Source organism: Streptomyces sp. NPDC026377 (assembly GCF_055567715.1).
The window spans coordinates 277970-302453 of record NZ_JBVHPV010000007.1 but is presented as its reverse complement, the minus strand read 5'-3'; the positions used below and the strand labels follow the sequence as shown (position 1 = coordinate 302453).

Sequence of the window (24484 nt, the reverse complement as noted above, 5' to 3'; positions counted from 1 at the left end):
CGCCGAGCGCGACACATGCCCCGGTGGGGAGCGCGGAAGCCGTGGTACGACCGGCAGTTGAAGTTCGGCCGGGCCAACTACTTCTGGCCGCCCGCCTCGTTCACTCATCAGTGAGAGTCACTTCATGTGGGCAGCGTGTCACGTATCAGCGCAAGTCATGTCCACACCATCTAATTTTCGACGCACCTTCCCACCCCTGAAGGAAGCCTCATGCGCCGAACCACCCTCGCCACCGCGCTGTCAGCCGCCGTCGCCCTGACCGCCGCGGTCGTCGTCCCGACCGCCGAGGCCGCCCCCCACGGTGCCCTCCGGCCCTCCCTCGAATCGTCCGCCAGACCCTTCCGGCCGCCGCTGCCGACCACCGCGCCGCCGGTGTCCCGGGTCCTCAGTCCCGGTGTCACCCTCACCACGTACACCTTCGGCAGGAAGAACGCGGACGACTTCTGGACCGCGCACGTGTTCCTGCCGGTTGATCCCGGTGGCCGGCTCGACCGGGCCACCACCGAGCTCGGCCCGAAGGACACCGCGGACCGGGTCGCCGAGGCCCTGCGCGAGGAGGGCTTCACGCCGCGGGTCGAAGAGGTCCGCTCGCCCGCGTACGCCGACCTCGCGGCGGGCACGCTGGGCTGGACCGTCCGGGTGGGCGCCTTCGCCCAGCGCTCCGGGGCGAACGCGGAGCTGGCCCAGCTCAAGGCCGCCGGGTTCAGCGGCGACACCCGCTACACCGCGCAGGACGGCACCGACCCCGGGGCCCCGCAGAAGGTCAACGTCATCCGGGTCGACTTCCGCGAGTTCCGCGGCAAGATCGACACCGAGTTCGGGCCCACCCTGCACGGCACCGAACCGGCCACCGACCTCGTCGCCCGGGCGCACGCGGTCGCGGGCATCAACGGCCAGTGGTTCTACAACGACGCCCCCGGCGGGTTCTACGTCAAGGACGGCAAGGTGCTCGCCTCGGCGACCCAGGGCCGGGGCGCGATCCTGATCACCAGGGGCGGCCGCAACGTCCGCGTCGACACCATCAGGGCACACATCACCCTGCGCACGCCGGGCGGCGCCACCCAGGAGATCGACGGCGTCAACCGCTTCCCCGGCGACGTCTGGAACTGCGGCGGGGTCGGCGGCGACACCCCCACCCAGAAGCCGCAGCACGACTTCGAGTGCACCGACCCCAGCGAGCTGGTCCGGTTCACCCCCGAGTGGGGCGCCCCGCCGGCCGGCGCGGGCGCCGAGGCGGTCCTGGACGCCAACAACCGGGTCGTCGAGGTGAACTCCTCGCGCGGGGCCGCCGTCCCGGCCGGGGGCTCCACCCTCCAGGCCATCGGGGACAGCGCCCAGTGGCTGCTCGGCCATGTGCGCGAGGGCGACCGGCTCGGCATCCGCACCCGCGTCAGCGACGGCTACGGCCGCCCGGTCCCGCTCACCCGGGACACCACGATCATGCAGGTCGGCCCGACCCTGGTGCGCCACGGCCAGGTGTCGGTGAACGCGCTGGGGGACGGCATCATCCGGTCCGGCTCCGACCAGTCCTTCACCTACGACTGGACCAACCGCGCCAACCCCCGCTCGATGATGGGCGTGGACGACCGCGGCCGCCTGATGCTGGCGGTCGTCGACGGCCGCCAGGCGGGCTACAGCGAGGGGCTGAGCATCGCGCGGACCGCCGAGCTGATGCGCCAGCTCGGCGCCCGCGAGGCGCTCAACCTGGACGGCGGCGGCTCCAGCGTGATGGCCACGGCGGCCGACGGCGTCATCAACCACCCGTCGGACTCCTCGGGCGAGCGCTCGCTGGGCGACGCCTGGGTCATCAAGCCCTGAGTACCTGGGTCCGGACGGGGGTGACCGGTCCGTGCCGCGGCGCGGGCCGGTCAGTCCTCCGGGGGCTCCTCGGGCGGCACCACCGGCCGCCCGGCCGGCAGCTCCGCGGCCGTGCCCAGGGCGCCTTCGGGCACGAACTCGCACCACACCGCCTTCCCGTCGCCCCGGGGCTCCACCCCCCAGCGGGCCGACACCGCCTCGATGAGCAGCAGCCCGCGCCCGGAGGTCGCCGCCTCCCCGGGCGTCCGGCGGCGCGGGCGGACGCTGGAGCGGTCCTTCACCCACAGCCGTACGCGCCGCACCGGCTCGGGCAGTACCTCCAGGGTGAGGACGGCGCCGCCCTCGGTGTGCAGCAGGACGTTGCCGAGCAGCTCGCCCGCGGCCAGCTCCACGTCGTCGACGAGCTCCGCGAAGCCCCAGTCCTCCAGGGCCCGGCGCAGGGCCACCCGGGACTCGGCCAGGCCCTCGGGGTCGGCCTGGTGGATGTACTGGTGGATCCGGGGGGCCTGTGCCGTGCCGGGGTCGGGGGCGCGGCGCAGCACCAGCAGGGCCACGTCGTCACCGGTGCCCCAGCGCTCCCAGAGGCTGGCGGAGAGGTGGTCCGCGAGCGCGTCCGCCCCCTCGGGTCCGGTCCGCACGGCCGCCGCCAGGGAGTCCATTCCGGCCGTGATGTCCAGGCCCGGCTCCTCCACCAGCCCGTCGGTGCACATCACCATCGTCTCGCCCGGCACCAGGTCCAGACGGGTCTCGGGGAAGTCCTCGTCGTCGAACTCGCTGGCGAGCCCGAGCGGCAGGCCGCCGCGCAGGTTGGGGCGGCCCACCCGGCCGTCGGTGTGCCGGATGAACGGCCCCAGATGGCCCGCGCGCACGGCCCGCACACCGCCGGAGACCAGGTCCACCTGGGCGTACGTACAGGTCGCGAAGCGCTCGGTGTCGAGCTCGGCGAGGAAGCGCGAGGCGCGGGCGAGCACCGTGGCGGGCGCGTGTCCCTCGCCCGCGTAGGCCCGGATCGCGATCCTGAGCTGGCCCATGATCGCGGCGGCGTGGGTGTCGTGGCCCTGGACGTCGCCGACCACGACGCCGACCCGGCCCCTGGGCAGCGGGATCACGTCGTACCAGTCGCCGCCGACCTCCCGGCCGCCCCAGGCGGCGTGGTAGCGCACCGCGATCTCGGCGCCGCTGACCTCGGGCACGTGCCGGGGCAGCATGGACGCCTGGAGGCCGGTGGCGAACTCGCGCTCCTGGTCGAAGAGAATGGCCCGCTGGAGCGACTGGGCGACGATGCCCGCGAGCCCCAGACAGAGGTTGCGGTCCTCGGCGGAGAAGTCGCTGCGGCCCCGGAAGAAGAGCGCCAGGCCGCCGACCGGGCGGGCCTGGGCGATCAGCGGCAGGAAGGCCGCCGCGTCCAGCTCCAGGCGCTGGATGTAGGGGGCGAGCCGGGGGAAGGTGTGGCCCAGTTCGCCCAGCGAGGTGACGAACCGGGGCCGGCCGGTCAGCACGGCCTCGGCCAGCGGCAGCGAGTCGTCCAGGCGGTGCAGCTTCAGCTCGTCGAGCGCCTCCATCGAGTCGCCGGACATGGCGATGACCTTGAGCGCGCCGCCCTCGACCAGTCCGAGCAGCAGCCCGTCGGCGCCGAACCGCTCCCGCCCGCCGCTGCCGGTCAGGACCTCGGCGACGTCGTCGACGGTCACCGCCCTGGAGAGGGCCTCCGTGGTGCCCTGCACCATGCCGGTGATCCGCCGCCGCCCCGCCTCCAGCGGGCTGATCACGGTGAACTCGGTGAGCTCGGTGGAGGCGTTGCGGACGATCCCGAGGACGCGGTACGCGCTGCCCCGGTCGTCGCGCAGGATGCGCCCGCGTACATGGGTCCACTGCCGGTGCCCGTTGCGCCGCCTCACCTGGAAGTAGGCGCCGTAGGAGGAGCGGCCGGTCTGCATGGCCTCGGCTATGACCCCCTCCACCCGGGCGCCCTCCTCGGGCGGCACCCGGGAGGCCAGCGAGTCGGGGTTCCCGTCGTACTCGCCGGGTCTGAGGTCGAAGACGGCGAGACCCGCGTCATCGAACGCGAGGGTGTCGTTCTCCAGGTCCCAGTCGAAGCTGCCCATGCGGTTGAGGGCCAGCCTCTCGCCCGGCCCGATCCGCCGTCGGTCGCGTCCAGCCACTGCGTCAGCTTAACTTCGGGGGTTTTTCCTCCGCATCAGCAGGCGGTGCCCACTGGGCCCCTCGTGGCGCGACCGGCCCCCGGTCACCCGTTCGGCCGCGCGTGGATGGCGGCGGGGGCGGGATTGTGCCGCAGCACCGCGTCGACGAGACCCGAGGTCGCTTCGGGGAAGTCCATGGGGACGATCCCGAGCCCGGTCCGGCCCGCCGCCTCGGAACCGTTCAGGTAGGAGCGCACCTGCGGGTTGAGCCGGGCGGCGTTCCACTCGGGCGGCAGCCCCGCGGCCGTGCTCACATAGTTGACGTAGAGCTTGCCGGGCCGGTCCGCGGCCTTGCGGAACTGGGCCTCGATCTCGGGGTACTTGCCGAAGGGCTCGGCGTTGTAGTCGTCCTGGATGTCGAAGAGCGCCGGGTCGCCGTAGCGCACGCCGGGCAGACCGCCGTTGTCGGCGAGCAGGACCACCCTGCCCCGCGCCTCGCCCAGGGTGGGCAGCGCGGCGTCCAGGCGGAACAGGGGACGCCAGCCCTTCTGGTCGAGGTAGAGGTCGAAGATCCGGCGGAACTCGGCGTCGCTCACCGTCGAGTACTCCTGCTTCACCCGCATCAGCACGGTCTCGCCGGGGTGGGCGGCGAGGAAGTCGCGGCAGGCGATCAGCACATCGCCGAACATCAGGTTCTGGTAGAAGGCGGCGTGGTGGATGGCGAAGGCGTCGCCGGTGGCCCGGCAGCGCACGTCCAGGAAGCGGACGCCGGCGTTCAGCTGCGCGGCGACGACGGCGTTCTGGCACTTGACCCACAGGCCGCCGAAGCGGGCGCCGGTGTTGTGGGTGCCGGGGATCGTCAGCTGCCGCAGGTCGGTCGAGCCGCCCAGACCCGACATCCAGTCGGTGGTGCCCAGGGTGCGGGCCCCGGCGGGCGCGGCGCCCGCGTACGCCAGGAGTCCGGCGGCCGGAAGCACGGCCGCCGCTGTGAGAAATCCCCGCCGGTCCATGCCCACGCTCCCCCTGCCGCTCGGCGGCCCCCGCGGGCCCCACCCGGTCGTCGCTGTGGCATGGAAGCACAGCGGGCCCAAGGAGAACAGACGTCGGACACCACCGACGGCCGCCCGGGCGGTCCCGGGCCCCGCCGGCGCGAAGGCGCTGATTACCGGTTCGGCCCCGTATTCGACAGGATGGGCACATGACCGAGATCCACACCCCCCGTCTGCTCCTGCGCCGCTGGGACCAGGACGACCTGCCCGCCCTGGCCGACATCAACGCCGACCCGGACGTCATGCGCTGGACCGGGGACGGCTCGGTCCTCGATCTGGAGCAGACGGCCGACGACATCGAGCGCTGGGAGGAGGAGTGGGACGAGGAGGGCTTCGGGCTCTTCGCCGTCGAGCTCCTCGGCTCGGGCGAGCTTGCCGGGTTCACCGGTCTGACCGTGCCCGGGTACCTGCCCGAGGTGCTGCCCGCCGTGGCGGTCGAGTGGCGTCTGGGACGGCAGTTCTGGGGCCAGGGGTACGCCTCGGAGGCCGCGCAGGCGTCCCTGGAGTTCGCCCTCCAGGACCGCGGCCTCGACCGGGTCCTCGCCATCGCGCGCGTGGGCGACAGCGCGTCGGAGAACGTCATCCGCAAGTTGGGCATGGTCCCCGAGAAGGTCACGACCGACCCGCGCACCGGCAACCGGCTGGCGGTGCACTCCATCGACCTCACGGAGTACGCCGGCTAGGGCGTGTCCGGCGCCGGGTGGACACCCGGCTGGTACTTGGGCAGCCGGACCGTGATCTTCATTCCGGCCCCGACCGCCGTCTCGATGACCAGGCCGTGCCCGTCCCCGTACACCTGGCGCAGCCGGTCGTCCACGTTGGACAGGCCGATGCCGGTGGACGGGCCGGCCTCGTCCGCCAGGATGCGGCGCAGCCGGTCGGGCTCCATGCCGACGCCGTTGTCCTCGATGACCACCAGCGCCTCCGACCCGGCGTCGCGCGCGGTGATGCTGATGTGGCTCTTGTCGGTCTTGCCCTCCAGGCCGTGTTTGACGGCGTTCTCCACCAGCGGTTGCAGGCACAGGAACGGCAGGGCCACCGGCAGCACCTCCGGGGCTATCTGGAGGGTCACCGAGAGGCGTTCGCCGAAGCGGGCGCGGACCAGGGCCAGGTACTGGTCGATGGCGTGCAGTTCGTCGGCCAGGGTGGTGAAGTCGCCGTGCCGGCGGAAGGAGTACCGGGTGAAGTCCGCGAACTCCAGGAGCAGTTCGCGGGCCCGGTCCGGGTCGGTGCGGACGAACGAGGCGATGACGGCCAGGGAGTTGAAGACGAAGTGCGGGGAGATCTGCGCCCGCAGCGCCTTGATCTCGGCCTCGATGAGCCGGGTGCGGGAGCGGTCGAGGTCGGCGAGCTCCAGCTGGACCGACACCCAGCGGGCCACCTCCCCCGCCGCCCGCACCAGCACCGCCGACTCGCGCGGCGCGCAGGTCACCAGGGCGCCGTGCACCCGGTCGTCGACGGTGAGCGGGGCCACGACCGCCCAGCGCAGGGCGCAGCCGTCGTCGTCGCACCGGATGCGGAACGCCTCGCCCCGGCCGGTCTCGCGGATGCGGCCGAGCCGTCCCAGGATCTCCGCGGCGTGGTGCTCGCCCGCCCCGTCCCAGGTCAGCACCGAGGACCCGTCGGTCAGGCACAGCGCGTCGGTGCCGAGCAGGGTGCGCAGGCCCCGGGCGGCGCGGCGCGCGGTGTCGGGGGTGAGCCCGGCACGCAGCGGGGGCGCGGCGAGGGAGGCGGTGTGCAGGGTCTGGAACGTGGCGTGCTCGACGGGCGTGCCCAGGTCGCCCAGGCCCTGCGGGCGCGCGGTGCGCCGCCCGGCCCAGAAGCCGGCCGCGACCAGGGGCAGGGCGGCGGCGAACATCCCGGCGAGGAACCCGTTCACGCGCGCTCCCGCCGGGGGGCGGAGTGCGCCGGTCCGCCGCGCTGACCGGCGTACAGCGCCTCCGGCAGATGGAACCGGGCCAGCGTCGCGGCCGTGCCGGCCGGGATGCGGGACGCGGTCGCCAGGGACACCAGGACCATCGTCAGGAAGCCGAGCGGCACCGACCACAGGGCGGGCCAGGCGAGCAGGGCGTGCAGCGGGCCGCCGCCGGGCAGCCCCGCCATGGTGGTGGTGACCGCGAGCAGCGCCGAGCCGCCGCCCGCGACCATTCCGGCGACCGCGCCCGGCGGGGTGAGCCCGCGCCACCAGATGCCGAGCACCAGGAGCGGGCAGAAGGAGGAGGCGGAGACCGCGAAGGCCAGGCCCACCGCGTCGGCCACCGGCAGCCCGCCCACCAGGGCGCTGGCCGCCAGCGGCACCGCGACCGCGAGCAGGGTGGCGAGGCGGAAGTGCCGCACGCCCCGGGTGGGCAGCACGTCCTGGGTGAGGACGCCCGCGACCGCCAGGGTCAGCCCCGAGGCGGTGGACAGGAACGCCGCGAAGGCGCCGCCCGCGAGCAGCGCCCCGAGCAGGTTGCCGCCGACCCCGCCGATGACCAGGTGCGGCAGGACGAGCACGGCCGCGTCCGCCTGTCCGGTGAGGGCGAGTTCGGGCGCGTACAGCCTGCCCAGGGCGCCGTAGACGGGCGGCAGCAGATAGAAGGCGCCGATCAGGCCGAGGACGACGACCGTGGTGCGGCGGGCGGCGACGCCGTGCGGACTGGTGTAGAAGCGGACCACGACGTGCGGCAGGCCCATGGTGCCGAGGAAGGTGGCGACGATCAGTCCGTAGGTGGCGTACAGCGGGCGTTCCTTGCGGGCGTGGGCGAGCGGGGTGGACATGCCCGTGCTGCCCGCGTCGCTGCCGGGCACCCGGTCGCCGGGGGCGAAGACGAGCCGGGTGCCGCGTTCGACGCGGTGGACGCCGCTGGGCAGGAGCACGCGTTCGCCCTGGTGGCGGGTGCCGTCGACGGTTCCGGTCGCGGTGACGGTGAGCGGGGCGGCGAGGGTGAGGTCGAGGGTGTCGTCGACGCGTACCGACCGCTGCTCGCGGAAGGCGGCGGGCTCGTCGAAGGCGACGCGCGGGGCGCCGTCGCCGTGCCAGGCGAGAACCAGGAAGAGGGCGGGCACCAGGAGTGCGGTGAGTTTGAGCCAGTACTGGAAGGCCTGGACGAAGGTGATGCTGCGCATGCCGCCCGCGGCGACGGTGGCGACGACGACCACGGCGACCAGCACGCCCCCGAACCAGCGCGGCGCCCCGGTCAGCACGTTGAGGGTGAGCCCCGCGCCCTGGAGCTGCGGCAGCAGGTAGAGCCAGCCCACCCCGACGACCAGGGCGGCGGCGAACCGCCGCACGGAGCGCGATTCGAGGCGGGCCTCGGCGAAGTCGGGAAGGGTGTAGGCGCCGGAGCGGCGCAGCGGGGCCGCGACGAACACCAGCAGGACCAGATAACCCGCGGTGTAGCCCACCGGGTACCAGAGCATGTCGGGGCCCTGGACGAGGACGAGGCCCGCGATGCCGAGGAAGGAGGCGGCGGAGAGGTACTCGCCGCTGATCGCGGCGGCGTTGAGGCGGGGGCCGACGGTGCGCGAGGCCACGTAGAAGTCGGAGGTGGTCCGGGATATGCGCAGGCCGAGCGCGCCGACGAGGACCGTGGCGAACACTACGAGGGCCACGGCCGGTACGGCGTAGTTCTGGTTCACGTGTCCACGTTCCTGGGCGGCGCCGGGCGGGCGCTCAGCGGTCCTCGACGAGGCGGGCGAAGTCCTGTTCGTTGCGCTCGGCCCGCTTCACGTACCAGCGGGCGAGCAGCACGAGCGGCGGATAGACACCGAAGCCGAGCACGCCCCAGACGAGCCCGGGGTTCTGCGGTCGCACCGCGAACACCAGCGGCAGCGGCCCGACCAGCAGCACCAGCACGGCGAACACGGTGAGACCGGCGAGCAGTTGGCTGCGCATCAGCGAGCGCACATAGGTGTGGCCGAGGGTGGTCTGCTCGTCGATCTCGGTCCGGGGCCGGTAGCCGGCGGGTCCGCGGGTGCGCCGGGGCACCCCGGTGACGACGACACGGCGTTCCGTCGGATCCTGCGGCACGGCTGCCTCCCCAAGCTGTGTGTCGCCAGAGACTAGACCCACCGGACAGGGCCCGGTCCAGGCAGTACGGGAGGAGTACGCCCGCGCTGTCGCGATGTGGATGAGCGGCCCACGTACCTATGTACCCTAGGTTTTAACCTAGGCATCCTAGGTTGGACGCGGCTCCGGGGGGGCCGGACACCAAGACGGAGGTACGGACGCATGGCGCGCGCGGGACTGACAGCGGACCGGATCACGGCCGCCGCGGCCGATCTGGCGGACGAGGTGGGGTTCGACCACGTCACCCTCTCGGCGCTGGCACGGCACTTCGGCGTCAAGGACGCGAGCCTGTACTCGCACATCAAGAACGCGCGGGAGCTGCGCACGCGCGTCGCGCTGCTGGCCGGCGGCGAGCTGATCGACGAGATCGCCGTCGCGGTGGCGGGCCGCTCGGGGCGGGAGGCCCTGATGGCGTACGCCGACGCCTACCGGACGTACGCGCGGGCCCACCCGGGCCGGTACGCGGCGACCCAGATCAAGGTCGACCCGGCGCTGGTCGCCGACGCGCCCGCGATGCGGCGGACCGTGGAGATCACCTACGGGATGCTGCGCGGCTACGGGCTCGCCGAGCCGGACCTGACCGACGCGGTACGGCTGCTGCGCAGCACCTTCCACGGCTATCTCAGCCTCGAAGCCCAGGGCGGCTTCAACCACGTACGCGACGTGGACACCTCCTGGCGGCGAACCGTGGCGGCCCTGCACGTCGCCCTCACCCACTGGCCGGCCCCGTCCCCCGAGGAAGCGAACGAGGAAGCGAACCATGCCTGAACTGTCCGTACCGGGAGCGACCCTCTACTACGAGAAGCGCGGCACCGGCCCGGTGCTGCTGATGATCCCCGGCGGGGGCGGGGACGCCGCCTCCTTCGGCCCGGTGGGGGCGGACCTGGCCGACCGGTTCACCGTCGTCGCCGTCGACCCGCGCGGCAAGTCCCGCAGCGCGGCCGGTGAGCGCGGCCGCGACCAGCGGGTGCGCACGCACAGCGACGACATGCGGCGGCTGCTCGACCAGGTCTCCCCGGATGAACCCGCGTTCGTCTTCGGCAGCAGTTCGGGCGCGGTCATCGCGCTCGACCTGCTCGCCCGCCACCCGGAGCGGCTGCGCCCGGTGGTGGCCCACGAGCCGCCGACGCTGGGGCTGCTGCCCGACGCGGACCGGTGGCGGGCGGTCTTCGCGGGGGTCGTCGAGGCGTACGGCCGCGAAGGGCTCGACGCGGCGATGGCCGCGCTGGGCGCGGCCGCGGGCCAGGAGCGCGCCGACGAGCCGGACGACGCGGCCGAGCAGTCCGCCGGAACGGCCGCCCCGGACGACGCCGCGCGCCTGCGGCGGATGCGGGAGAACATGCCGCAGTTCCTGGAGCGCGAGCTGCGGCAGTTCAGCGGCCACATGCCGGACCTGGAGGCGCTGGCGGCGCACTCCGCGCAGTTGGTCCCGGCGTGCGGGCGGGCCTCGCGGGGGCTGCTGCTCGCCCGTCCGGCGGCGGTGCTGGCCGAGCGGTTCGGGACCGGGCTCGTCGAGTTCCCGGGCGGCCACGTGGGGCTGAGCACCCATCCGGTGCGGTTCGCGGCGGTGCTGCGGCGCACCCTGGTGGCGGCCATGGCCGGGGAGGGCGTGTAGCGAGGGCGCCGAGGGGGCGGTGGAGCCGCCGGGACGGGCCCGCGGCACCGGCGCGAAAAAGGACCGTCGTCCCGCTCGGCGGAGACGCGCCGGGCCCCGTGCGCTAGCCGGTGCTCCGGAAGGCGAGCACCGCGTTGTGTCCGCCGAAGCCGAACGAGTCGCTGAGCGCGATGTCCCCGTCCAGCGGCAGGGAGCGCGGACTGCCACGGACGACGTCGAGGGCGATCCCGTCCTCCACGTCGTCGCACCCGGCCGTCGGCGGGACCAGCCCGTCCCGCAGCGCCAGGACGGTGGCGACGGCCTCGACACCTCCCGCGCCGCCCTGGAGGTGGCCGAGCGCGCCCTTGTTGGCGGTGACGGGGACGTCCGGGGTGTGGGCGCCCAGGACCCGGGCGAGGGCCCGTGCCTCGGCCCGGTCGCCCTCCGGGGTGGCGGTGGCGTGGGCGTTGACGTGGACCACGTCCGCCGCGGCGGCCCCGGCGTCCGCGAGTGCCGCCCGCAGCGCGGCCTCGATGCCGCGTCCGCCCGGTTCGGGCGCCGCCATGTGGAAGCCGTCGGCGGACAGGCCCCAGCCGGCGGCCTCGCAGTAGACGCGCGCGCCACGGGCCCGGGCGTGCTCCTCGGCCTCCAGGACGAGGACGCCCGCGCCCTCGCCGAGGACGAACCCGTCCCGCCTCCTGTCGAACGGACGGCAGGCGGAGGCCGGTGTGTCGTTGCGGGTGGAAACGGCCCTCATCGCGGCGAAGGCGGCCAGCACGGCCGGGACGATCACGGCCTCGGTGCCGCCCGCCACCACCAGGTCGACATGACCTTCGCGGATGCGGTCCACGGCGCGTCCGATGGCCTCGGCGCCGGAGGCGCAGGCCGACACCAGGGTGCTCGCCTCGCCCAGGATGCCGAGGCCGATGGAGATCTGGGCGGCGGCCGAGGACGGCACCAGCATCGGCGCGGTGTGCGGCGAGACCGCGCGCGGGCCGCGCTGCTCCAGCCGCCGCTGGGCATCGACGAGCACCGGCGCGCCACCGAGGATCGAGCCCATCGACACCCCGGCGCGGTCGGGCAGCAGTCCGCTGGGCCGGGCGCCCTCCGGGTCCAGGCCCGCGTCCCGCCAGGCCTCACGGGCGGCGAGCACGGCCAGTTGCGCGGACCGGTTCATCCGCCGCGCCTGCGGCCTGGGCAGCAGTTCGGCCGGGTCCACCGCGGCCCGCGCGGCGAGCCGCACCGGAAGCGCGGCGAACTCCTCGCCCTCCAGCAGGCCGACCGCCGAGCGCCCCGAGAGCAGCCCCTGCCAGAGCCCGGGCACATCGGGGCCGAGCGGGGTGAGCGCGCCGAGCCCGGTCACCACGACCCGCCGCCGGCCCGTCCCCGTACCCTCCGGGCGTCCGGCCTCGGCGGGGTCCACCCGGCCCGCCCGCACCACCTGGCGCTCGCGCCGGCCGAGCAGGCGCTCCTGGTCGGGGCCGCCGCCCAGCGGGCGCAGCCCGAGCCGGGTCCGGGCCTCACCGGCGGGCGCGGTGCGCAGCACGACGTGCCAGCTGTCCACGCCGGTCGCGACGACGTCGCCCGGCATCAGCTCTCCGGTGGTCAGGAGCCGGCACTCCCCGCCCATGACCGACTCTTCACTCATCGACGCTTCCCAGTTCGCACAGTTCGCACAGGTGAACGACTTCTGGGCTTCATCTCGGCCCCATGAAGTCGATAAAGCGATCTGGGAACATCTTGCCCGTGCCCCGGGTCTGCGGCCACGCGAGCCCGTTCCGGCCCCGTCCGCCACGGGTGGGGAAGGTCAGGGGCGGCCCGCCTCGGGGATCGCCTCCCCGCGCCGCACCGGGCCGGGCGGGGTGCCGTCCCCGAACGGCCGGCCGCCCAGCTCCTCGCGGTGGTGCGGGCTCAGCCAGCCGGACAGGTCGGGGCCGACGGGCACGATGCCGGTCGGGTTGATGCCGGAGTGGACCAGGTAGTAGTGGCGCTTGATGTGGTCGAAGTCGACGGTGTCGCCGAAGCCCGGGGTCTGGAAGAGGTCCCGGGCGTAGGCCCAGAGCACCGGGTCCTCGGTCAGTTTGTTCCGGTTGCACTTGAAGTGGCCGTGATAGACGGCGTCGAAGCGCACCAGCGTGGTGAAGAGCCGGATGTCCGCCTCGGTGAGGGTGTCCCCGACCAGGTAGCGGCGGTTTGCCAGGCGCCCCGAGAGCAGGTCGAGCCGGCGGAACACATCGCGGTGGGCGGCCTCGTACTCCCCCTGGTCGGTGGCGAAGCCGGCCCGGTAGACCCCGTTGTTGAGGTCGCGGTAGACCCCGTCCATGACCTCGTCGATCTCGTCGCGCAGCCGTTCGGGGTAGAGGTCGGGCGCCCCCGGCCGGTGCAGCTCGCGCCACTCGGTGGCGAGGTCGAGGGTGATCTGCTGGTAGTCGTTGGTGACCAGCTCCCCGCTGGGCACGTCCACGATCGCCGGGACGCTGACTCCGCCCGAGTAACCGCGCTCGCGCGCCTCGTACGCCTCGGCGAGAAGGCGGATGCCGAGCACCGGGTCGCGGCCGTCGGGCTGGAGGGTGAAGCGCCAGCTGCGGTCGTCCTGGATCGGGTCGGCCACCGCGAGCGAGAGCGCGTCGTCGAGGCCGAGGAGACGCCGCGAGACCAGGGCGCGGCTCGCCCAGGGACAGGCCCGGCTGACGACCAGCCGGTAGCGGCCGTACTCGACGGGCCAGCCGTCGCGTCCGTCGCGGGTGACACGGTCCACGAAGTGGCTGCGCGAACGTTTGAAGGGCTTGCTCCCGTACCCCGCGTTGCCCCCGGCGCCCTCCGCTTCCGCCGTGTCGCTCTGCTCGGAGCGGCTCATCCCGGTCTCCTTCCGGCTGGACTCGCGTGACTGGCGTACTGCCTGCGAGCCTTCCCCCGGAACGGGAGATCTCCCACGGGATGAGCCGCCCGGTCGAACGGCCGTCCCCCGTCGGGACGGCCCGGGGCCTCGTCGAACCGTGTCAGGGCCTGGCCGACGGGACCTGGCTCAGCGGGTCCAGCGTCAGATACGCCTGCCGGGGGTCGCCGTCGTTCACCAGTGACTCGTGGTGGCCCACGTCGTCGAAGGCGAAGGCGTACGCCCGTCCGTCGGCCATCCGGGCGTGGAGCTCACGGGCGTACTGGTTGGTCACCGCGTCCTGGTAGAAGGCGGCCGTCCCGGTGTCCGGCTGGTTGGGGTCGACCAGCAGCGTGGAGCGGTTGTACCCGGCGCACAGCGTGCGCGAGATCGGGCCGCGCACCAGGTCGTTGGGGGCGTCGAGCAGTTTGTAGCAGCCGAACACGCTGTCGGAGTCGGGCTTGAGGAAGCGGGTGACGACCGCGCCCGCGCTGTTGGTGAAGTCCATGGTGGAGCCGGAGACCCGCCCGTAGTACTTGGTGTTCGGCTGGTCCGCGAACGGGGTGACGGTCAGCGTGGAGGTGCTGTACTTCTGCCACACCCGGTCGATGTAGTCGTCGAGCACGCTCCTGGGCAGTGCCCCGGTCTCGATGCCGTGGCCGGGGGCGAGTGCCCGCAGAATCGATCCGTCGGGGCGGGTCTGGACAAGGCCGGCCCAGCCGCCCGGCTTGCCCCGCAGCGCGCCGAAGAAGCCGCTGTATCCGCCCGGCTTCAGGTGCCCGGTGGATCGGACGGTGCCGTCGGCCGCCTTCACCCCGACCGCGTACGGGGCCGAGACCATGTCCACCTGGGTGCTGTTGATCCACAGCCCGGCGTCGTTGAGCGTGTACTCGGACCAGTTGAAGAGGATGTTCCGGTTCGGGTCGCTCGGGTTCTGCACCGCGGGCTGCACCAGGCCGCCGGTGGTGAGCTTGAAGACGAGCTTCTGACCGTACGAGAAGTAGACGCGTCCGGAGAACTTGGGTATCCGGATGGTCCTCGACTGCCCGTTGGCGGGGCCCGCGATCGAGGCGTCGGGCGCCGGGATGGGCGGGTTGCCCCCGGCCGGCCAGGGGTGGAAGGTGCCGTCGGCGTCGGCCCAGCCCTGCCGGCCGGTCGAGAGCAGCGTTCCGAGGTTGTAGAGGTAGAGGGGTTCACCGCGGCCGGAGTTGTTGGTCACGGTGAACGGAATGGTCGAGGGCACGGCGGCGGTGGCGGGGGTGGCCGCGCCGGTGGCGGTGAGCCCCGTTGCCAGCAGCAACGCGGCCACCAGGGGCGCCAGCAGCCTTCCTTGGACGGGCACGCTCCAACTCCTCATCGGATTCGGCGGTTCACGTGGGGGGGGCGCCGCGAGGAGGAATCTTCCCTTCCTCCTCGTGAGAGCGCTCTCAGAATCGTGGTCCGGACCAGAGGTGTCAATGCGTCGCGCGTCAATTTTCTTGACGGCAAAGGGGTGTTGGCGGGGCCTCACCGTTCATTTGGTGTGGCCCAGCCGGGAGGCGCCGGTCGCCTGGTCACCGCTTCGCGGCCGCCGAGATCACCGGGCCGCGGTCGGTCCAGCCGCCGTGGCCGTCGCCGCCCGCCCAGGCGCGCACGGACGCCTCCGTGGCCGGGTCACCGGCCAGGATGTAGTCGGCGTTGCCGTCGCCGGTGAAGTCGGCCAGGGACACACGGTCCGCCTCGGGGGTGGAGCCGGTCGTGATGGTCCCCAGGTCGACCCAGCCACCCCGGCGGTCACCGCCCCGGTTGAGGAAGCCGCGCACGGCCCCGTCCTGGCCCAGCACGCTGTAGTCGGGGCGGCCGTCGTCGTCGAGGTCGGCGAAGCGCACCCGGCTCGCGTCGGCGGTCACGCCGGTGGCGACGCGCCCCCAGTCGGTCCAGCCGCCGTGCCCGTCGCCGCCCCGGTTGAGAAGGACCCGCACCTCGCCGCCGGAGCCGAGGGTGACGTGGTCGGCGCGGCCGTCGCCGTCGAAGTCCGCGAACACCACCTGGTCCGCGTCGGCCGTGGTGCCCTCGGTGACGCGCTCCGGCGGCTGCCACCGGCCGTGGCCCGCACCGCCCCGGTGCAGCCGTACGAAGACGGCGCCGTCGGCGTCCAGGGTGAGGCAGTCGGCGCGGCCGTCGCCGTCGAAGTCGGCGAAGCGCACCCGGGCCGGGTCGGCTGGCAGACCACCGAGGACCCGGCCGAGCGGCCACCAGCCGCCGCGCCCGTCGCCGCCCCGGTTGAGCCGGACGAGGACGCCGCCGTACCCGTCGAGCGTGAAGTGGTCCATGCGGCGGTCGCCGTCGAGGTCGGCCCAGCGCACCGGGTTCGCGCCGCCCGCCTCGGTGCCGGCGCCGAGCGCGGGGCCGCCGGACTCCCAGCCCACGCGCCACACCCCCTCCAGGGGCCTGAAGAAGGACCAGGCCATCCGCCGGAACCCGGCGTCGTTGGGGTGGAGCTGGTCCAGGAACTCTCCCGAGGTCAGCGCGGGCGGCTCCACATAGCGGAACTTCCGCCCGGCCCCGCGCTCGGTCTCCTCCAGCTCCCTGGCCCGTACGTTGAACTCCTCGGCGGGCTTCTCCAGACCGCTCGTCGTGGGGATGAGGCCCATCACGAGGACCGTGACGTCCGGCTTGTCGGCGTAGATCCGGTCGACGAGGGCGGCGAGGCGGTCGGGGGCGTGCGGCAGGTCGATGCCCCGGGCGATGTCGTTGATCCCGATGTGCAGCAGCACGACGTCGGGGCGGGCGCCGGCCATCCAGCCGTCGATCCCGGCGGTGAGCTGGTCGATGACGTAGCCGCTGTGGCCCTCGTTGGAGAAGTCGGCGAAGCTGCCGGAGGCCTTGGAGCCCACGAACCGTACGGTGTAACGCCTTTCCAGCCGCATGATCTGCCACAGCGGGCGGCGGTAGGAGGAGAGGGTGGGGCTGCCGCCGCCCCAGGTGATGGAGTCGCCCAGCGGCATCACCCGCAGGACGGGGGTGCCCCTGTGCTCGGCGGCCGAGGGGCTCGCGGGCAGCGTCGCCAGAGAGAGCGCGCCCGTGAGAGCGAGGAGACAGCGGGTCAACCGGATACGTCTCATGATCTTCCTCCAGCCGAAAAGGCGCCGGAGGCGCCTTGTCTTGACGGGGCATCAGTTGCCACGGCAGTCATGGGATCACTCCCGACCACCGTCTCGCGCGTTCTTGTACAGCAGGAGAACCCGGCCGGAGCAGTGGACGGCGCCCGTGTTGACGCGCGCTGGACAAATAACGAGGGGCGGAGAACACCCCCTTGCCCCGCATGACACGCGGCGCGCACGGTACTCGCAGGACGAGGACGCGCGGACCCCGCGCACCCGACTACCGACCCCCAGGAGGTGGCTTCGGATGACGGAGCCGATCAGCCCGGCCGTGGAGAAGCCCGAGAGCCCCGACATCGACGAATACCGCAGCGGCACTTCGGGCACCACCCTGCAGACCGCGCGCAGCGGCGCGGGTCAGCCACCCGCGACCCGGGGCCGCACGACGATCGCCGGGGGCGTGGTGGAGAAGATCGCCGGGCTCGCCGCGCGCGAGGTGCCGGGCATCCACGCGCTGGGCGGCGGGTTCGCCCGCACCATCGGCGCGATGCGCGACCGGGTGCCGCGGGCGCGCGGCGCCTCCGTCAGCCGCGGTGTGAAGGTCGAGGTCGGCGAGCGGCAGACCGCGATCGACCTGGACGTGGTGGTGGAGTACGGCGTGAGCATCACGGCGGTCGCGGCCGAGGTGCGCGAGAACGTCATCGCGGCGGTGGAGCGGATGACCGGCCTTGAGGTCGTGGAGGTCAACATCTCCGTGGACGATGTCCATCTGCCGGACGAGGGCGCCTCCGAGGGCTCCGAGGTCCGCGTGCAGTAGCGGGAGCGGGGGCCTTCGGGCCCGGCTCATCCGTTCGGGGGCCGCCGAGGCGGCCCGGCGGCCCCCGACCCGACCGGCCCGGGAGGCTGGGCAGGACTCCCACCGCCCGTCCTGTCCGGACCCGGGCTCGGGCGGCCCCGAGAACGACCTCACCGACCGCGACACGTCCTCATGAGCTGGAACCTGAGGCACCTGGCGGCGATGCTCGAACGGGCGGGCGGCATCCCCGCCCACGGCAATGAGCGCTCGGCGTGGGACGCGGGCTGTCGGGACGTCTTCCCCCGCCCCCGAGCGCCGGTGGGCCGGGGTGTGCCCCGGCGCGCCCGCCCAGATCGTCCGAAACCGAGCGGTGCGGCGCCGCCGGCCGGCCCCCGAAAGGCCGCTCTCCGGGCTCAGCCGAGCCGGACCGGGATCTCCTGGTAGCCGAAGGCGATGAACGACGGCACCTGGGCGAGGTCCTTCGGCTCCGCGGCCAGGCTCAGGCCGGGGAAGCGGTCGAAGAGGGCGGGCAGCGCGGTGAGCGCCTCCATCCGGGCCAGCGGGGCGCCGATGCAGCGGTGCACGCCGATGCCGAAGGCCAGGTGGTCGTCGGCGGCGCGGGTGGCGTCGAAGGACCCGGCGTCCTCGCCGTAGTGGGCCGGGTCGTGGCCGGCCGCCGCGTAGGTGGTGACGATGGCGTCGCCCGCCGCGATGGTCACCCCGTCGACCGTGATGTCACTGACGGCGAACCGCAGCGGCAGGGTGGCGATGGACGGATGGACGCGCAGCACCTCGTCGATCACGTTGTCCCAGCCGATCTTCCCGGAGCGGACCGCGGCGAGCTGGTCGGGGTGGTGGAGCAGGTCGACGACGGCGTTGCCGATGAGGTTGACGGTCGTCTCGAAGCCCGCGCCGATGACGAGCAGCAGCGTGTAGACGAGCTCCTCGTTGCTCAGCCGGTCGCCGTCCTCGTCGCGGACCTTGATGAGCTCGGTGGTCATGTCGTCGCCGGGCACCTCGCTCTTGAACGCGATGAGGGCGGGCAGCACGTAGGCGATCTGCTTCTGGACGGACTCCGCGTGCTCGGGGCTCGGGTCCGAGGTGTCCATGATGGCCGCGATCAGCCGGGCCATGTCGTTGACCAAGTAGCCTGGTACACCGAAGAGTTCGCAGATCAGCCGCATCGGCAGGGGATGCGCGTAGGCGGCCTTCAGATCGACGGGTTCGCCGGAGGCGCCCGCCTCGGCCAGCGAGTCGAGCAGTTCGGCGGTGATCTGCTCCACCCGGGCGCGCATCGCCTCGGTGCGCCGGGCGGTAAAGCTGGGGGCGACGAGTCTGCGCAGCCGGGTGTGGTCGGCCCCGTAGGTGGAGAGCATGTTGATCACGCCGACCCAGCCCAGGATCCAGCCCCAGTCGGGGTGCTCCCCGAGCTCGGACCACAGCCCCCAGTGCCGGCGGGGGTCCTTGCTGACCCGGGGGTCCAGGATGAGGGACTTCAGGGTGTCGTAACGGGTGGGCGCCCAGGCGGGGATCCCTCCCGGCAGCTCGACCGGCACCACCGTGCCGAGCGCGCGCAGCCGGGCGCTCTCGGCGGGGATGTCGGCGCCGAACGGGTCGAGGGGCACTCGCGTGGACGGGGTCATGCTCGTTCTCCTGGCTGGTCGGGGGTGCGCGGGGTGAAGCGGACGGGCAGCGCCGTGAGCGAACGGTGGAACGGGCCGGGGCGCCAGGTCAGGCGCCCGCGCTCGGTGGTGGGGGTGAGGTCGGGCAGCCACTGGGTGAGCCGCTCGATGGCCTCGGTGGCGATGAGCAGGGTGTGCTGCTTGACGGGACAGCCGTGGTTCCCCGCCGACCAGGACAGATGGGAGGCGTCGTGCGGGTGGTGCGCCCCGGAGTACTCGTGCTCCGCGAAGTGGCCGATGGCGCCGTAGGAGACGACGACCGGCACGGCGGCCTGGATCCACACGCCGTGGAAGCTCAGCGACTGACGGGCGAAGTGGATGCCGTAGTTGGACAGCGGCGTCTCGTACCGCAGCACCTCGGCCACCGCGTCCGTCACCGGCCGCGAGCCGCTGGTCAGGGTCGAGTAGTAGGCGGGGTTGCCGAGGATGCGCGAGAGCGCGTTGGAGACGAGGTTGGCGGTGGGCTCGTGGCCCGCGCCGAGGGTGAGGAACACCTGCCAGGTGACCTCCTCGGGGGTGAGCCCCGCCGGGTGGTCCAGGAGGCGGCTGGTCAGGTCGTCGCCGCGCCGCTCGCTCTTGGCGGCGATGAGTTCCAGCACGTACCGGCCGTACTCGGCCTCGCCCCGCGCGGCCTGCTCGCCGCCCTCCATCATCTGGCCGAGGGCGTCGTTGAGGCGTCCGCTCTCGCTGTCGGGCAGCCCGAAGAGGTTGTTGAAGACCAGCGCCATCAGGGGCCGGGCGAACTCGGTGACGAGGTCGGCCCGCCCGGCGGGCCCGAACCGGCCCACCAGGATGTCCACCGCCCGGTGCACCCGCTCGCGCAGGTCGTGCGGCTCGACCAGGTCGAAGGCGTCGAGCAGGGTGCGCCGGTAACGGATGTGGGCGTCGCCGTCCGCGAAGAGGGCGTTGGGCCGCCAGCGCATCATGCCGAGGATCGGCGAGTCCGCGGCGACCGTGGCCTCCCAGGGCCTCGGGTCGTGGGACCAGGTCTCGCTGTCGTGCAGCAGGTCGAGCGCGGCGCGCCGGTCGGTGACGACATAGGCGGGGACGCCCGGGGCGAGTTCGGCCCAGCCGACCGGGCCCTGGGCACGCAGCGCCGCGTAGTAGGCGTGCGGGTCGGCGGCGAAGCCGTCCTCCCACAGCCGCACCGGCGCGGAGAGCGAGAAGGCGGCTGCGGGGGCGGGATAGGCGGGGTGGGCGTTCACCGGGTCTCCGGGCGGTTGCGGGCGATCAGGTGCTGGACGAGCGCGAGGAGGGCGTCGACGGAGGAGTTGGTGTCACGGGCGTCGCACGTCACCATCGGGGTGCCGGCCTCCAGGTCGAGGGCGCGGCGCAGCTGCTCCTCGGTGTACGGGCGGGAGTCGGGGAAGGTGTTGAGCGCGACCGCGTACGGCAGTCCGGTCTCCTCCACCAGGCCCAGTACGTCGAAGGAGTCGTCGATGCGCCGGGTGTCCACCAGGACGAGCGCGCCGAGCGCGCCGTGGGCGATGTCGGCCCACAGGGAGCGGAAACGTTCCTGCCCGGGGGTGCCGAAAAGGTAGAGCACCACTCCCCCGCCCAGGCTGATCCGCCCGAAGTCGATGGCGACGGTGGTGGTGGTCTTGTCCCGGACTCCGGCGAGGTCGTCCACCGAGGCGGACGCCTCGCTCAGGTGCTCCTCGGTGTGCAGCGGGCGGATCTCGGAGACCGAGTCGATCAGGGTGGTCTTGCCCACCCCGAACGGCCCCGCGACCAGGATTTTCACCAGCTCGCGCGCGGTGTCGGGCAGATGGATCGCCCGGGCCCCGGTGGCGCCGGGGCTACTGCTTGAGGGCGCGGAGGCCATCGGCCACTCTCTTCAACAGATCGGGTGCGGGCAGGGCGGCGACGGGAATCGGCGGGCGGGCGCTCACCAGCCCCTGGTCGATCAGGGCGGCGGCGAGCACCCGCACGGCGGAGACCGGCAGTTCGAGCAGCGCGGCCGTCTCGACGACGGTGAGCGAGCCGCCGTCCAGCACGTCCAGCAGCGCGTGCTGGGCGGCGGGCAGCCCGGCGGGCTCCGGGCCGCCCCCGCCGGTCAGCACGGACAGCCGCTCCAGGCTGTTGCGGCTGGGCCGGGCGACTCCGCCGGTGGACAGATAGGCGGGAACCAGCGGACGGCCGCCGCGGCGGCCCGTCATGCGTGGGTGGCGCCGTCGGCTCCGCGCGGCGCCGCCGCCATGGTCTTCTCACCGAGCCGGGCCACCTGGGAGTGGACGCGGTGGGCGAGCAGGTCGAGCCGGACCTCCGGGTCGCCGAAGGCGGCCACACAGGTGCCGTGGGCGGTCGGCGCGAGAAGGATGTAGCCGTGGTCGGACTCGATGACGACCTGGCGGATGCGGGCCTCCTCCCGGTCGGCGAAGGCCGCCGCCGCGGTGCGGCAGGCGCCCTGCACGGTGCTCATGATGGCGGCCGTGCGCTCGGCGGACGCCTGGGACAGGGCCTGGGTGTAGCCGGAGACGAGACCGTCCCGGGTGAGCAGGACGGCGGCCTGGACGTGCGGGATCTCCAGGATCGCGTCCAGCACCCACGCCGTCTCGCCGGTAGTGCCGCTGGTCATCGCGGTTCGTTCCCTTCGGTGGGGGCGGCGGAGCGGGCCGCGGCGGTACCGGACTGCAGTGCGCCGAGCGCGGCGGCCGACTCCTCGGGGGTACGGGCGGGCGCCGCGGCCGTCTCGGCGGGCAGCGCGGCCCTGGCGCGGCGGCGGCGCTGGGGCAGCGCGTCGCCGTCGGGCGCGGGCTCGTGCGTGGGCGCGCCGAGGGGGTGTCCGGCGGCGGGCTGGGGCACATGGGGCAGGACGGGCTCCAGGGCGTGTTCCGGCGTCGGCTCCGCCCCGGGTGTGCGGGTGGAGCGGGGGGCCGCCGCGGCCGGTGGGCGGTGGGCCGGGTCGATCCGGCCGAGCAGGTGGTTCTTGACCAGCAGCACCGCGCGGACGCCGCCGTAGGGCGAGGGCGAGGAGAGGTCGACCGAGAGGTCGAACTGCCGGGTGAGCTGGCCGATCGCGGCCAGTCCCATACGGGGCGGGTCGCCGAGCTCGGAGAGCAGGATCGCCTCGGTGCCGGCCACCATCCGCTGGGCGTAGGCCCGTTCGTCGCGGCTCATGCCGACCCCTGCGTCGTCGATGGTGACCGAGACTCCGTGGTGGGCGCGTTCGAGGTTGACCACGACCTCGGTGTCCGGGGCGGAGTGGCGCAGCGCGTTGTCGAGCAGCTCGGCCACGATGATCGCCACGGGCTCCACGGCGTGCGAGACGAGCGCGGTGCCCGGCTCCAGGTGGTTGTGGACGCGCACCCGGTGGTAGCCCACCAGCCGGGACTGACCGCCCGTCACCGCGTCCACCAGGTGCGACTCCTCGCGGGCCAGGCCGACCCAGGCGCCGCACACCACGGCCGTGACCTGGGCGCGCCGCAGCGACTGCTCGTTCTCGTGGTCCAGGGCGAAGAGCGTCTGGGCCAGCTCCGGGTCGTCGTAGCGCTGCTGGAGTCCGCGCAGCTGGTCCTGGAGGCGGTAGAGCCCGGCCTGGATCTCCCGGGTGGCGCCGCGCATGCCCGCGCGGGCGGCGGCGTCCACCCGCTTGCGCTCCTGCGCCACGGCGGTGGCGACCCCTTCGAGGACGTCGTCGAGGCCCGCGCCGAGCTCGGTGCCGGCGAGATCCGGGTGGAGGGGGCCGGGCACCCGCACGTGCGGATGCGCGGCCCTGGTCGCCTCGGCCGGAACGCGGCGCTGGGCGAGATGGGCGACCTCGGCGGCGTACGCCCGTGAGAGGCGGGCCACTTCGGCGCGGGCGCCCTCCCCCTGGGAGCGCAGCTCGGCGATCTCCTCGTGCTGCCGGGCCGCCCGGCGCCGGGAGCGCAGCAGCCCGCCGCCCAGCACGAACGCGGACAGGGTCCCGGCCGCCAGGCCTCCGGCGGCCAGGTCCGGTATCTCAATCATCTGATGGGCCTTCGGGGGAGATCGGGAGAAGGGCATGTGGACGACCGCCCCGGAAGGCGAACGTGGCCAGTACACACTGTCATTGACCGGTCCCGCACTGTTTTACACGAAGATCCTTTCGAACCTGAACGCGGAAGTCCGAATCTTGACGAAACGTCGGTGTGTCAACGCGGGTGCGCGCTCAGGGACTGTTGAAGAAATCGCGGACCCGGTAGCGGCGCCGCCTCCTTGGGGCGCCGTACTCGTCGTCGTCCTCGTCGTCGTCCGGGTGGTGCAGCACCGTCCAGCTCACGGCCGAGACGGAGGGCTCCAACGACAGCCTGCTCACCGCCTCTTCGAGGAGGCTGTCGTCGCGGCGCTCGGTGGTGAGCTCGGCGGTCACCGTCACCTTCCCCGGAGCGTCTGTGCCCTGACCGTCCTGACTGTCCCGGCTGTGCACCGAGCGCAGCCTGAACCCCGGCCGCGTCAGGGACTGGACGGAGAGGATGCGCACATGCGCCTCCTCCGCTTCGGTGCACACCACCTCGAACAGGTAGTCGGTGCCGATCTCGACGCCGCCGTGCGGCTCGCGGTCCAGACGCCGCCCCAGCGGCCGCAGCAGCAGGTTGGCGCCGACCACCCCGGCGGTGCCGAGCGCGGCCACCCCGTAGAGCCCGGCCCCGGCGAGCGCGCCGACGGCCGCCGAACACCACAGGGTGGCGGCCGTGTTCAGGCCCCGGACGCTCAGGCCGTCCCGCATGATGACACCGGCGCCGAGGAAGCCGATGCCCGAGACGATCTGCGCGGCCACCCGGGAGCCGTCGTAGCCGCTGGTGCTGGTGGCGTCGACGAAGCCGTACGTCGAGAGCAGCACGAAGAGCGCGGACCCGGCCGCCACCAGCGCGTTGGTCCGCAGCCCCGCCATCCGGGCCCGCCACTGGCGCTCCAGGCCGATGATCCCGCCATAGCCGAGGCCCGCGCCGATGTTGGCGGCCGTGTGCCACTCGTTGAGCATGGTCCGTACTCCTCGCCGTCTGCCTGTCCCCCTCCTATCGGCCACCGGCGCCCCGGTGTTGAACCGAGGCCGCGGGCGGACCCCGTTCGGCCCTCGTTAGGCTGGACGGACACCGCCGCACCCACCGCTCGGAGGAGTCTTGGACATCCGGACCGCCCAGGAGCAGGCCTGGGCGAACAAGATCGAGAAGGGCTTCAACGTCACCGATGTGCCGCTGGAGTTCGGTCTGCTCACCGCCGAGGTGGGCGAGGCGTTCACGGCCTGGCGCAAGCGGCTTCCGGACTTCGGCGAGGAGCTGGCCGACGTCTTCCTCTATCTGGTGGCGCTGGCCGAGATGAACGGCGTGGACCTGGACGAGGAGGTCGCCCGCAAACTGGAGAAGAACCGCCGCCGCGCCTACGCGCGCGACGAGCACGGCGTTCTGGTCCGGGTCACCGAGGGCTGAGAGCC

At 73.6% G+C, this 24484-nt stretch carries 22 protein-coding genes and 1 pseudogene; 7 read left to right on the top strand and 16 right to left on the bottom strand.

The features are described 5' to 3' along the window. Window positions 1–210: 210 nt before the first annotated feature. Window positions 211–1818 (top strand): phosphodiester glycosidase family protein, encoded by a 1608-nt coding sequence (locus ACZ4MU_RS17800; protein ID WP_467877031.1) that lies wholly within the window; start codon window positions 211–213, stop codon window positions 1816–1818. 50 nt (window positions 1819–1868) lie between these two features. Here the strand turns inward: ACZ4MU_RS17800 and ACZ4MU_RS17795 are convergent, their stop codons facing one another. Together ACZ4MU_RS17795 and ACZ4MU_RS17790 are read right to left on the bottom strand one after the other, a co-directional pair. Next, window positions 1869–3923, bottom strand: coding sequence for a SpoIIE family protein phosphatase (locus tag ACZ4MU_RS17795; protein ID WP_467877219.1), 2055 nt, complete (start codon window positions 3921–3923; stop codon window positions 1869–1871). Window positions 3924–4063: 140 nt separating this feature from the next. Then, a complete protein-coding gene (locus ACZ4MU_RS17790) occupies window positions 4064–4969 on the bottom strand; it encodes a phosphatidylinositol-specific phospholipase C (RefSeq protein WP_467877028.1) in 906 nt (301 codons plus the stop codon). A gap of 188 nt (window positions 4970–5157) precedes the next feature. Between ACZ4MU_RS17790 and ACZ4MU_RS17785 the strand changes: the two genes are divergently transcribed. Beyond that, the gene (locus ACZ4MU_RS17785; protein WP_467877026.1) at window positions 5158–5691 is read left to right on the top strand and encodes a GNAT family N-acetyltransferase; all 534 of its coding nucleotides are present in this window, start codon (window positions 5158–5160) and stop codon (window positions 5689–5691) included. On the opposite strand, the gene ACZ4MU_RS17780 is transcribed toward ACZ4MU_RS17785, so the two are convergent. The 3 genes from ACZ4MU_RS17780 to ACZ4MU_RS17770 are packed head-to-tail and all read right to left on the bottom strand — an operon-like array spanning window position 5688 to window position 9020. Then, complete coding sequence (locus tag ACZ4MU_RS17780; RefSeq protein ID WP_467877024.1) at window positions 5688–6887, bottom strand: sensor histidine kinase; 1200 nt, start codon at window positions 6885–6887, stop codon at window positions 5688–5690. The two genes, ACZ4MU_RS17785 and ACZ4MU_RS17780, sit on opposite strands and share 4 nt — an antisense overlap. Further along, entirely contained in the window at window positions 6884–8629 is a 1746-nt protein-coding gene (locus ACZ4MU_RS17775) for a sodium/solute symporter (protein WP_467877021.1), read from the bottom strand. Before ACZ4MU_RS17775 ends, ACZ4MU_RS17780 begins: the two co-directional genes overlap by 4 nt. A 34-nt stretch (window positions 8630–8663) precedes the next feature. Next, window positions 8664–9020 (bottom strand): hypothetical protein, encoded by a 357-nt coding sequence (locus tag ACZ4MU_RS17770; protein WP_365101350.1) that lies wholly within the window; start codon window positions 9018–9020, stop codon window positions 8664–8666. A 201-nt stretch (window positions 9021–9221) separates the two neighbouring features. On the opposite strand from ACZ4MU_RS17770, the gene ACZ4MU_RS17765 reads away from it, so the two are divergent. Together ACZ4MU_RS17765 and ACZ4MU_RS17760 are read left to right on the top strand one after the other, a co-directional pair. Next, complete coding sequence (locus ACZ4MU_RS17765) at window positions 9222–9827, top strand: TetR/AcrR family transcriptional regulator (protein ID WP_467877018.1); 606 nt, start codon at window positions 9222–9224, stop codon at window positions 9825–9827. Further along, window positions 9820–10674, top strand: a complete 855-nt coding sequence (locus tag ACZ4MU_RS17760) for an alpha/beta fold hydrolase (RefSeq protein WP_467877017.1) — start codon at window positions 9820–9822, stop codon at window positions 10672–10674. The genes ACZ4MU_RS17765 and ACZ4MU_RS17760 overlap by 8 nt, the downstream gene beginning before the upstream one ends. Before the next feature lie 103 nt (window positions 10675–10777). Here ACZ4MU_RS17760 and ACZ4MU_RS17755 read toward each other — a convergent pair whose 3' ends face one another. The 4 genes from ACZ4MU_RS17755 to ACZ4MU_RS17740 form a co-directional block, all read right to left on the bottom strand. Continuing rightward, window positions 10778–12301, bottom strand: a complete 1524-nt coding sequence (locus ACZ4MU_RS17755; RefSeq protein WP_467877015.1) for a beta-ketoacyl-[acyl-carrier-protein] synthase family protein — start codon at window positions 12299–12301, stop codon at window positions 10778–10780. A 159-nt stretch (window positions 12302–12460) separates the two neighbouring features. Next, window positions 12461–13510, bottom strand: a complete 1050-nt coding sequence (locus tag ACZ4MU_RS17750) for a glutathione S-transferase family protein (protein WP_467877013.1) — start codon at window positions 13508–13510, stop codon at window positions 12461–12463. Window positions 13511–13652: 142 nt separating this feature from the next. After that, window positions 13653–14870 carry a glycoside hydrolase family 64 protein gene (locus ACZ4MU_RS17745; protein WP_467877010.1) on the bottom strand — a complete coding sequence of 406 codons (1218 nt, stop codon included), beginning with the start codon at window positions 14868–14870 and terminating at the stop codon, window positions 13653–13655. Between the two features lie 211 nt (window positions 14871–15081). Beyond that, on the bottom strand, window positions 15082–16632 hold the full coding sequence (locus tag ACZ4MU_RS17740) for an FG-GAP-like repeat-containing protein (protein WP_467877008.1): 1551 nt from the start codon (window positions 16630–16632) through the stop codon (window positions 15082–15084). 286 nt (window positions 16633–16918) lie between these two features. On the opposite strand from ACZ4MU_RS17740, the gene ACZ4MU_RS17735 reads away from it, so the two are divergent. Together ACZ4MU_RS17735 and ACZ4MU_RS17730 are read left to right on the top strand one after the other, a co-directional pair. Then, complete coding sequence (locus ACZ4MU_RS17735; RefSeq protein ID WP_467877006.1) at window positions 16919–17428, top strand: Asp23/Gls24 family envelope stress response protein; 510 nt, start codon at window positions 16919–16921, stop codon at window positions 17426–17428. 106 nt (window positions 17429–17534) lie between these two features. Then, a pseudogene (locus ACZ4MU_RS17730) lies at window positions 17535–17698 on the top strand (flavodoxin family protein); the annotation flags it as partial. A 122-nt stretch (window positions 17699–17820) separates the two neighbouring features. Here ACZ4MU_RS17730 and ACZ4MU_RS17725 read toward each other — a convergent pair. From ACZ4MU_RS17725 to ACZ4MU_RS17695, 7 genes are all read right to left on the bottom strand, one after another. Next, entirely contained in the window at window positions 17821–19050 is a 1230-nt protein-coding gene (locus ACZ4MU_RS17725; protein ID WP_467877004.1) for a cytochrome P450 family protein, read from the bottom strand. Beyond that, a complete protein-coding gene (locus ACZ4MU_RS17720) occupies window positions 19047–20294 on the bottom strand; it encodes a cytochrome P450 (protein ID WP_467877002.1) in 1248 nt (415 codons plus the stop codon). The genes ACZ4MU_RS17725 and ACZ4MU_RS17720 overlap by 4 nt, the downstream gene beginning before the upstream one ends. Further along, window positions 20291–20914 (bottom strand): GTP-binding protein, encoded by a 624-nt coding sequence (locus tag ACZ4MU_RS17715; RefSeq protein WP_467877000.1) that lies wholly within the window; start codon window positions 20912–20914, stop codon window positions 20291–20293. The genes ACZ4MU_RS17720 and ACZ4MU_RS17715 overlap by 4 nt, the downstream gene beginning before the upstream one ends. Further along, window positions 20889–21248, bottom strand: coding sequence for a DUF742 domain-containing protein (locus ACZ4MU_RS17710; RefSeq protein WP_406557337.1), 360 nt, complete (start codon window positions 21246–21248; stop codon window positions 20889–20891). The genes ACZ4MU_RS17715 and ACZ4MU_RS17710 overlap by 26 nt, the downstream gene beginning before the upstream one ends. Further along, entirely contained in the window at window positions 21245–21667 is a 423-nt protein-coding gene (locus tag ACZ4MU_RS17705; protein WP_467876998.1) for a roadblock/LC7 domain-containing protein, read from the bottom strand. Before ACZ4MU_RS17705 ends, ACZ4MU_RS17710 begins: the two co-directional genes overlap by 4 nt. After that, window positions 21664–23040, bottom strand: a complete 1377-nt coding sequence (locus ACZ4MU_RS17700) for an ATP-binding protein (RefSeq protein WP_467876996.1) — start codon at window positions 23038–23040, stop codon at window positions 21664–21666. The genes ACZ4MU_RS17705 and ACZ4MU_RS17700 overlap by 4 nt, the downstream gene beginning before the upstream one ends. Window positions 23041–23221: 181 nt before the next feature. Further along, the gene (locus ACZ4MU_RS17695; RefSeq protein WP_467876994.1) at window positions 23222–24034 is read right to left on the bottom strand and encodes an MgtC/SapB family protein; all 813 of its coding nucleotides are present in this window, start codon (window positions 24032–24034) and stop codon (window positions 23222–23224) included. Between the two features lie 139 nt (window positions 24035–24173). Between ACZ4MU_RS17695 and ACZ4MU_RS17690 the strand changes: the two genes are divergently transcribed. Next, window positions 24174–24479 carry a MazG-like family protein gene (locus ACZ4MU_RS17690; RefSeq protein ID WP_467876992.1) on the top strand — a complete coding sequence of 102 codons (306 nt, stop codon included), beginning with the start codon at window positions 24174–24176 and terminating at the stop codon, window positions 24477–24479. Window positions 24480–24484 lie beyond the last annotated feature (5 nt).

Bases quoted from the DNA above. Each gene is read 5' to 3' on its own strand.
- ACZ4MU_RS17800 (WP_467877031.1), top strand. From the start codon at position 211: ATGCGCCGAACCACCCTCGCCACCGCGCTGTCAGCCGCCGTCGCCCTG.
- ACZ4MU_RS17795 (WP_467877219.1), bottom strand. From the start codon at position 3,923: ATGGGCAGCTTCGACTGGGACCTGGAGAACGACACCCTCGCGTTCGAT.
- ACZ4MU_RS17790 (WP_467877028.1), bottom strand. From the start codon at position 4,969: ATGGACCGGCGGGGATTTCTCACAGCGGCGGCCGTGCTTCCGGCCGCC.
- ACZ4MU_RS17785 (WP_467877026.1), top strand. From the start codon at position 5,158: ATGACCGAGATCCACACCCCCCGTCTGCTCCTGCGCCGCTGGGACCAG.
- ACZ4MU_RS17765 (WP_467877018.1), top strand. From the start codon at position 9,222: ATGGCGCGCGCGGGACTGACAGCGGACCGGATCACGGCCGCCGCGGCC.
- ACZ4MU_RS17760 (WP_467877017.1), top strand. From the start codon at position 9,820: ATGCCTGAACTGTCCGTACCGGGAGCGACCCTCTACTACGAGAAGCGC.
- ACZ4MU_RS17755 (WP_467877015.1), bottom strand. From the start codon at position 12,301: ATGAGTGAAGAGTCGGTCATGGGCGGGGAGTGCCGGCTCCTGACCACC.
- ACZ4MU_RS17750 (WP_467877013.1), bottom strand. From the start codon at position 13,510: ATGAGCCGCTCCGAGCAGAGCGACACGGCGGAAGCGGAGGGCGCCGGG.
- ACZ4MU_RS17740 (WP_467877008.1), bottom strand. From the start codon at position 16,632: ATGAGACGTATCCGGTTGACCCGCTGTCTCCTCGCTCTCACGGGCGCG.
- ACZ4MU_RS17735 (WP_467877006.1), top strand. From the start codon at position 16,919: ATGACGGAGCCGATCAGCCCGGCCGTGGAGAAGCCCGAGAGCCCCGAC.
- ACZ4MU_RS17725 (WP_467877004.1), bottom strand. From the start codon at position 19,050: ATGACCCCGTCCACGCGAGTGCCCCTCGACCCGTTCGGCGCCGACATC.
- ACZ4MU_RS17715 (WP_467877000.1), bottom strand. From the start codon at position 20,914: ATGGCCTCCGCGCCCTCAAGCAGTAGCCCCGGCGCCACCGGGGCCCGG.
- ACZ4MU_RS17710 (WP_406557337.1), bottom strand. From the start codon at position 21,248: ATGACGGGCCGCCGCGGCGGCCGTCCGCTGGTTCCCGCCTATCTGTCC.
- ACZ4MU_RS17705 (WP_467876998.1), bottom strand. From the start codon at position 21,667: ATGACCAGCGGCACTACCGGCGAGACGGCGTGGGTGCTGGACGCGATC.
- ACZ4MU_RS17700 (WP_467876996.1), bottom strand. From the start codon at position 23,040: ATGATTGAGATACCGGACCTGGCCGCCGGAGGCCTGGCGGCCGGGACC.
- ACZ4MU_RS17695 (WP_467876994.1), bottom strand. From the start codon at position 24,034: ATGCTCAACGAGTGGCACACGGCCGCCAACATCGGCGCGGGCCTCGGC.